4 protein-coding genes are annotated in these 7,415 nt (G+C 40.1%); 1 reads left to right on the top strand and 3 read right to left on the bottom strand.

All coding sequences use genetic code 11. The features are described 5' to 3' along the window. Positions 1 to 116: 116 nt before the first annotated feature. A complete protein-coding gene (locus tag KDU71_RS11280) occupies positions 117 to 2,099 on the bottom strand; it encodes a glucosamine-6-phosphate deaminase (RefSeq protein ID WP_212190896.1) in 1,983 nt (660 codons plus the stop codon). 153 nt (positions 2,100 to 2,252) lie between these two features. Then, a complete protein-coding gene (locus tag KDU71_RS11275) occupies positions 2,253 to 4,772 on the bottom strand; it encodes a serine hydrolase domain-containing protein (protein ID WP_212190895.1) in 2,520 nt (839 codons plus the stop codon). A gap of 211 nt (positions 4,773 to 4,983) precedes the next feature. On the opposite strand from KDU71_RS11275, the gene KDU71_RS11270 reads away from it, so the two are divergent. Continuing rightward, positions 4,984 to 5,391, top strand: a complete 408-nt coding sequence (locus KDU71_RS11270; protein ID WP_212190894.1) for a response regulator — start codon at positions 4,984 to 4,986, stop codon at positions 5,389 to 5,391. 32 nt (positions 5,392 to 5,423) lie between these two features. Here KDU71_RS11270 and KDU71_RS11265 read toward each other — a convergent pair whose 3' ends face one another. Beyond that, on the bottom strand, positions 5,424 to 7,379 hold the full coding sequence (locus tag KDU71_RS11265; RefSeq protein WP_212190892.1) for an OmpA family protein: 1,956 nt from the start codon (positions 7,377 to 7,379) through the stop codon (positions 5,424 to 5,426). Between the last annotated feature and the right edge of the window lie 36 nt (positions 7,380 to 7,415).

Genomic DNA, 7,415 nt, shown 5'->3' with positions numbered 1-7,415 from the left:
AGATACTAAACATCAAGCATCTAACCAAATAATCAAGGCAATAATCTATTGATTATGAATACAAAAGAGGGCATCCGTTTTTTGGACACCCTCTTAAATATTATGAGCATAATTGCTTACAAAAATTCGTAACGTACAAAGGCCTCAACAGCTTCATATTCGGCCATTCCAAGGTCATTATATAACTGAGCTGTACCACGGTTACGGTCCTCAGCACGCTGCCAGAACTCTCGATTATCACCACCCAGGAACATAGCTCCATCCTTCTGTGACTGGTGCTTAAAAATAGCATTACGCTTGCGCATCAACTCATCAGGACTAATTGGTACGGCCATTTCAATATTGTGAATTTCCCACTCATGCCATGCACCACGGTACAACCACACCCAGCAATCCTTCATCCATTCTTCTTTCTTCAATACATCAATGGCCTGGAAAATAGCATCCAGACATACACGGTGTGTTCCATGTGGATCGGATAAATCACCAGCAGCAAAAATCTGATGCGGTTTCACTTCCTTAATAAGGTCAGCCACAATTTTCACATCAGCTTTACCCATCGGGTGCTTTTCAACACTACCTGATTCGTAGAATGGTAAGTTCAGGAAGTGTACATTTTCATCCTTTACTTTGGCATAACGACAGCCTGCCTTTGCCTCTCCTACCCTAATCAGACCTTTAATACGGCGCACTTCAGGTAAATCAATCTGATCTGGTTTTTTATTAGCTAAGAACTTGCGCACTTTATCGTGTTCGGCTCTTATTTTCTTGTCGTCTTCAGTTAAACCAGTTGTATAGTCACCAATAAAATCAAGGTAACGCAACACATCATCATCCGATACAGCAATACTACCTGATACCTGATAAGCAACATGCACTTCATGTCCTTGATCAACCAGTCGCAACATGGTTCCTCCCATCGAAATAACATCATCATCAGGGTGCGGACTAAAGATAATCACACGCTTTTTAGCCGGAGTCTTACGTTCCGGACGATTAGTATCATCGGCATTTGGCTTACCTCCCGGCCAACCTGTAATGGTATGCTGCAACTCATTAAAAATACGGATATTGGTTTGATAAGCCGAGCCACGTTCTGCCAGGATGTCTCCCATTCCGTTATCATTGTAATCACGGTCAGTCAGTTTCAGAATAGGCTTATTCACCTTCTGACACAACCACAATACGGCTTTTTTAATCAAACGATCATCCCACACAACACTGTCGATTAACCATGGCGTTTGCACGCGAATCAGGTCAGCTGCAGCCGCCTCATCCACAATCATTTTGCAGTTTTCGTGGTGTTGAAGGAATGATGCCGGAATCTCTTCAGTAATGTTTCCTTCAATCGTCTTTTTCAGGATAGCCGCCTTACCTTCACCCCAGGCTAAAACACGCACTCGTTTGGCATTTAAGATGGTTTTAACCCCCATTGTAATGGCCTTGCGCGGTGCATTATCAATACCAAAAAAGTCAGATGCCGCTTCTGTACGTGTTATATTATCGAGCGACACAATGCGCGTTAATGAGTTACCTGATGAACCCGGTTCGTTTAAACCGATATGCCCGGTACGTCCAATTCCTAAAATCTGCATATCAATACCACCTACCTTCTGAATCTTTTCTTCATAGGCATGGCAGAATTCGTAGATCCTTTCCTGCGGAATGGTACTATCAAGGTAGTTTATGTTCTCTTCTGGTATATCTACGTGGTTAAAGAATTTCTCGCGGATATTTCTGTTAAAGCTTTGTAATGCTTCAGGTGCAATGGGGTAATACTCCATCACATTGAAAACAATCACATTTTTAAAACTTAAACCGTCTTCTTTGTGCAAACGAATCAACTCAGAGTACACTTCGCTTGGTGCAGAACCCACTGCCAATCCCAGAACGCACTTCCCTCCTTCAAGCTCTTTAATTTTAATAATCGAAGCTATTTCGGAAGCAACAGCTTTTGAACCCTCGGTTGATGAACCGTAAATCTTTGTCGATATTTTCTCGTGCTTTGTTATTAAAGCCCTTAAGTAGGGATCATCGTGATAACCTTCATTCTTGAATTTCCCGGCAGGGGAGATTTTCTGATTGAATTTTTCTATCATAACAACTCTAAATTGAAGTTTTTTTTGGTTTTAGATCTGATGCAAATTTACAATTTATAATGATTAAAAATAAAAAAAATAGAAAGTTTTAATAACCATTTTAGAATAATTTAAAAGTTATCGAAACTTTCGCATGATTATTTAACATCTTCCTCAGTACTTAACCGAGTTGTAAATCACATCCTGAATCTTGGTACGCACATTCATTTCAATCAACTTTTTATTATAGGATTTTGGATGAATCCTATTGGAAAGAAAAATATAAATCAATTCGTATTCCGGGTCAATCCACAAGATAGTACCTGTAAAACCAGTATGCCCATATGATGCGGGAGAAGCACTTTTTGACACATGGCTATTTTCTGATGGCTCCAGTTCTGGCTTGTCCACGCCTAACCCACGCCTGTTACCATGATTGGCTGTTTGAGTAAACAAACCAATGGTTTCGGGGGTAATGTATCTAATTCCCCCATAAGTTCCTTCATTCAGAAGCATCTGCGCCAATTTGGCCAAATCACCGGCATTGGCAAACAAACCGGCATGTGCTGCCACGCCTCCAAGCATAGCAGCGCCCTGGTCGTGCACATAACCGTGAAGCAACTCTTTTCTGAATGCCAAATCATCTTCAGTGGGTACAATTACACTTCCACTAAAGTGATTTAATGGACAATACACCAAATTAGCAGCTTCTAAACTTTTTGTTATCTGATTATAAAACAACGAATCCAGATGCTCTTTCTTTTCCTTTTCAATAACCTTTTGTAACAGGTAATACCCCAAGTCACTGTAGCGATATTCCTTTTTATGGAGCTCCGATGAATAAATAGCTGCATACATCGAATCGACATAATTCTCATGCATAAACATGCCTTTTGACACCTTAATATTAAAGTCGTCTTCCGACTCAGTCGAAAAAACATCCTTGCGATAACGGGCATGCCTGTTTTGATACAGTCGCGTATCAATACGAGTATTGTAAAGCCGTGTATAGTGGCGACTATATAAGAGACGTTTTCCTAACGACTCACGATCCAAAGCATTTGTATGAAATGGAATATAACTGGTTAAACCGCTTTGGTGCAATAAGAGCTCACGAACAGTAATACCTGCTTTATCTGTAGTATCAATACCTGCAATGTACTCGTCAAGTGTGGCGTCCAGATCGATAACACCACTATCATACAGTTGCATAACCAATGGAAAAGTGACCGCCAGTTTAGTGATTGAAGCCACATCATACAGGTGATCGTTTTCTACCTGTTGCCGTTTTTTATAGGTATGATATCCATAGGCTTTTTGAATTAACACTTCTCCATTTTGAGCAACCAGTAGCTGGGCACCGGGTGTTGCTTCTTTCTTAATGGCATCATAGATGATACTATCAATTTTTGCAATTGAATCGTCGGGCAGATGGTTCAGATGAAATTCTTTGAAACCAAGCCGACTTTTGGCAGCAATAACCCGGTCAAAAGCATTCTGTATAAACCAATAATGGTAAGGCGAAAAACCATCAACCCCCACTCCGCTAAATATAGCCTGTGCCAAAATACTCCACGAGTGTTGAATGTTTTCAGGTATTGAGACAATAGCATCGAAGTGCTTCATTGCCTTTGAAAGCGTTGGTTTACTTAAATTACCTGCATATACCAACACTTGGTGCTGACCACCTTTATCTCGTTCCGCGCGCCGCAATACATAACGTAGTTGTTGCTCATCATCGCATAGCAAAAAACATAGATGTTTGCTACTAGGAGCTGCGCTATCCATCTGCTTGTAAAAGTTGGCCCTTAAATTGAATTCATCAGCATTGCCAACACATGTATTTTCAATAGAGTATGTGTAGTTAGCCAGATTATTTATCGGAAAAATCTGTTGGCGCTGATAGATACTTATTGACTTGATAAAAGCCTGTTCTCGCATCAAACCTTGCTTTATATCAGCTGGCATACTATCGGATGACACCTCCAGCAGACACTTTAAAACGCTTTTTATACAAACATTCAGATCATCGACAGGTACTATTCCTGTCTCAATCGCCTCTTTCAGTTGCTGTTTACCATCCGTACTATTCGAGTCCCAAAACAACCAATTATGTTGTAAAAAATTAGCAAGTGTTATGTTTTTGGGCTTTAATGGTTTCCAGATATCAAGTGCAGGCAAACCAATATTCGCCCAATCAATAGCAGATTCGTCATCTGCTTCATCGGTTCCCAGGCGTGCTTTTATGACTAAATCATTGAATACATCAAATGGAAAATCAATTATAGGAAAACTGGCTTCACAACTCCCATTAAGGTTTTCACCTGCATATAATCGAGCCGTGCCAGCTGAAGCTCCGGGAATTACGATCCCACAATAGCCTATTTGACGGAAGGACAATTCACTGCATTTGAACAAACGCTTAACCAGCTGTTCATCATTAATTGCCTGTATTGTATATTCGTTAGGATACGAAAGCTCTAAATCATCTTCAATTCCCATCCTTGTATCATACACCGGATAGCTTACTCCAATTGTTAAACTATCACTTCTATCTGCAACGGTGCTTTTTACAAATAAAAGATCCACCTTCTGACTGATTGACAACTGACTAAACAATGAATCCAATTGCTCATTGGCATCAACAGCTAATGCACAGAAACTTAAAAGATAAAACAAAATAGAAATTCTCATCACACCGGGTCTATCCAAAGAAAACAAGTAAACGAAATTAGCGCTTTTGTTGAGCCAACCCATTTTTTTCATAAAAAATAAATGAAAAAACTACCAATTAAAATTCGTTGCCAATAAACACCATTCAGGATTTTCATAACCTTTTTTGGATAATAGATAAACATAGACTATTTTAGAATTCGAAAAAGGATATTAATCTATCTATATTGAAATGAGTGTAAGTGATTCGATAAACAATTCGCTGATACAGGATTGGGCCGATAAGGTCATTTTAGTAGTTGAGGATGTGGACACTAATAAAATATTTTTTGATGCCGCATTACGCAAAACCAATGCTAAAATTCTTTGGGCGAAAGACGGAAAAGAAGCCATTGAACTATTTAAAGCCAACGTAATTGACTTGGTTTTGATGGATTTGCAACTACCTATAATGGATGGCTACACTGCCACTCGCGAAATAAAAGCCATTAATAAGGCTATTCCGGTTATTGCACAAACAGCGCACGTGATGTCAGGCGAAAGAGAAAAGTGTATGGAAGCTGGCTGTGATGACTACCTGGCCAAACCCATTCGCTTACAAATACTGATGGATACCCTGTCAAAATATTTAAATAAATAAAAAACTGCCTTCGGGCAGTTTTTTTTTACTTCTTACTTCTCTATCACCTTCAGTTCGGTTCGCCTGTTCTTAGCCTTCCCTTCTTCTGTATCATTTGACTCTATGGGCCTGTCAAAACCATATCCCCGGAAATGGAGTTGTTGTGCATCAATCCCTTTTTGTTCGATATACAGATACACAGCCTTCGCCCTTTGTTCTGATAAAGACAGGTTATAGTCACGACTGCCGGTATTATCAGTATGTCCGCCAATCTCCACTTTCAGTGTTGGATTTAACTGTAGTAAGCGAACTACATAATCAAGTTCAGTATGCGACTCGGTCTTAAGTTGATAAGAGTCGGTTTCAAAAAACACGTTGCGCAACACAAAGCTGGCTCCCTCCTTAATCTGGCTCAGGTACACATCCAGAACCTGGGGTTTTTCAATGGTACCATTTCCCGATACATCAAAGTTATCGGAGTAAAACAGGTAACCTTCTTTTTGAATATTTAAAGCATATGTATCGCCAGCCGGCAGACAAAACAGGAATTCACCAGAATGAGGGGCTGTAAATGCATTGACCGACAATTCCCCGCCAGGCAATTTATTGATTTTAATGTCGGCAGATAGTGTCTCATTTGTTTCACTATCATACACCCTACCCTTAATATAAGTAACCGGTACAGGCCTTATCTGTTGAGGAATCGTAAACTGATAAAGATCTTTATCTTCACGATTATCCAGGCCGTTAGAAGAGAAATACCCTAAATCGCCTTTTGCATTAATCACCAAACCTATTTCCTCATTTTCGGTATTGAGCGGATATCCCAGGTTAACAGGCCGGCTCCAACCATTGACACTATCATATCGCGAATAGAACAAATCCATTGCCCCCATACCCGGCCAGCCATCTGATGAGAAATATAAGGTCTGATTATCGAGGTGTATAAACGGTGAATTCTCATCCTCTACGGAATTAATATTGTCTCCTAAGTTCTCAACTTTACCAAAAAAGGGCGAACCATCCTTTTTATACCCTATTATAGTAGACTTCCAGATGTCTTTACCGCCTTTTCCACCGGGCCGGTTACTAACAAAATACAATGTACGCCCATCGGATGAAAAGCTTGGTTGTGACTCCCAAAAGGGCGTATTCACAGGGGCACCCAGATTAACCGGTTGGCTCCAGCCTTCTGCAACTCGCCTCGAAAACCAGATGTCGCAGCTTCCTTTTCCACCACGGCGGCCACAAGCCGTAAAAAACATCCAGTTACCATCTGCACTAAGTGCCTGAGCACCTTCATTGCTATTGGTGTTTAATGACACCAGTGGCTCACGCTGCAGCCATTCTCCATCCTTTTTATACGACACATAAAAATCTTCACGAAAATTAATGGCATTTTTAGCTAATCCGTCCGTATCCGTTATCAAAGGATCTTTGGGTACCAGTACCGTAAAAATCATTGTTTCACCATCTGCACTTAAACTGGGCCAATATTCATCAAACTGACTATTGATGTTTTCTCCTAGATTATATGGCTCTATAAAAATAGGATTCACAATAGCTTCTTTGGCAAACTGCGCTTTCTCAATCCAAAATTCGGGATTGAGCTTTGTACGTTTATTTTTATTATGCCGAATGAAGGCCTCCATCCAAACACGCACCTCATCATACTCGCCAGTATTATACTTAGCCACACCCATATTAAACAAAGCGGGCACAAAGAATGTACTATCAATAGCCAATGCCTTTTCCAAGACCTGTACCTCATTCTGGTACTGCTTTAAATTAAAGTAGATATCAGCCTTTAAAAGATAAGCTTCAATAAATGCTTTTTCCTTATTGATAGCACCATCGAGGTGTTTTAATGCGTCAGCAGCTTGCTGGTTAGCATAACTTGTTTGGGCAGCTTCAAAACTTGCTATCGCTTTTTTGGATTTAACACTGTAATTCTGCGCCACCAAACCAAAGTTGCAGCATGCAAATAGAATAATTAAAAAATACTTCATACTGCAAGTACTACGGTTATTCATCAGAAATGTTTA

It is taken from the genome of Carboxylicivirga sediminis, from assembly GCF_018156225.1.
In the GTDB taxonomy this organism is placed as follows: domain Bacteria; phylum Bacteroidota; class Bacteroidia; order Bacteroidales; family Marinilabiliaceae; genus Carboxylicivirga; species Carboxylicivirga sediminis.
The sequence above is the reverse complement of the archived record's forward strand: the minus strand, read 5'-3'. Positions and strand labels throughout refer to the sequence as shown.

Coding starts and splice junctions, on each gene's coding strand:
- KDU71_RS11265 (WP_212190892.1), bottom strand. CDS start 7,379: ATGAAGTATTTTTTAATTATTCTATTTGCATGCTGCAACTTTGGTTTG.
- KDU71_RS11275 (WP_212190895.1), bottom strand. CDS start 4,772: ATGAGAATTTCTATTTTGTTTTATCTTTTAAGTTTCTGTGCATTAGCT.
- KDU71_RS11280 (WP_212190896.1), bottom strand. CDS start 2,099: ATGATAGAAAAATTCAATCAGAAAATCTCCCCTGCCGGGAAATTCAAG.
- KDU71_RS11270 (WP_212190894.1), top strand. CDS start 4,984: ATGAGTGTAAGTGATTCGATAAACAATTCGCTGATACAGGATTGGGCC.